Source organism: Bartonella sp. AP57NXGY (assembly GCF_042195805.1).
In the GTDB taxonomy this organism is placed as follows: domain Bacteria; phylum Pseudomonadota; class Alphaproteobacteria; order Rhizobiales; family Rhizobiaceae; genus Bartonella.
This window is the reverse complement of sequence record NZ_JBHIOZ010000462.1, coordinates 1-816: the sequence shown is the minus strand read 5'-3', so window position 1 is coordinate 816 and position 816 is coordinate 1. Positions and strand designations below refer to the sequence as shown.

1 protein-coding gene is annotated in these 816 nt (G+C 38.8%); it reads left to right on the top strand.

The genetic code is table 11. The features are described 5' to 3' along the window. Positions 1-816, top strand: an 816-nt coding sequence (locus tag ACFIL8_RS11490) for an autotransporter outer membrane beta-barrel domain-containing protein (RefSeq protein WP_375689908.1), incomplete at both ends; no start/stop codon positions are given.

Here is an 816-nt window from a genome sequence, read left to right as displayed (position 1 = left end):
AATGAAATGCAAACCGTACGTGCGGGAAGAGGAATTCTAGATAAAAGTAAAAAGAATACGGCTTTATGGACCTATGCGATTAAATCTAAAGAGAGTGTTGTTACAGAGCATATAGATTTTAAACTGGATCAGACCGGTATCGTTTTGGGGATCAATGGTTTAAGCGAGTGGGAAAATGGAGAATTTTATATAGGTGGTTTTGGCAGTTATGATCGTGCCCGTGTTGCGCATGCACGGGGGGGTAACAGTGGAATCAATACTTATGGTATTGGCGCTTATGTCACTTATTTGGATCATAGTGGATGGTATCTCGATGGTATTTTAAAATACAATCATTATCAAAATACTCTAAAGGCAGTTTCAACGAATGGTTTAGGGATTGAAGGAACATATACTCAAAGGGCATTGGGAACTTCCTTTGAAGCTGGTTATCGACTTAAGACGTCAAAGAACAGTTGGTTGCAGCCTTATGGACAATTTACATGGTTGCAAGTTGAGGGTAAAGAAATCAAGTTATCGAATGACATGACAGGTGACATGCGTCCATTCACTTCATTACGCAGTGAGGTTGGTTTATCTTTAGGATATGAATTTGGTTTTCACATGGATTCCTCATCGCTTGCGTATATTACAGCAGCATGGTTGCGTGAGAATAAAGATGACAATCAAACGTTAATTAATCAACGGCATTCATTTACCACGGACTTATCAGGGAATGCAGGTAAATTAGGAATAGGTTTAAGCAGTTTAGTGAGTGAGAAGTTAAAGTTATATGGTGAGGCCCATTATATTAAAGGGCGTAAAACAAAACAGTCC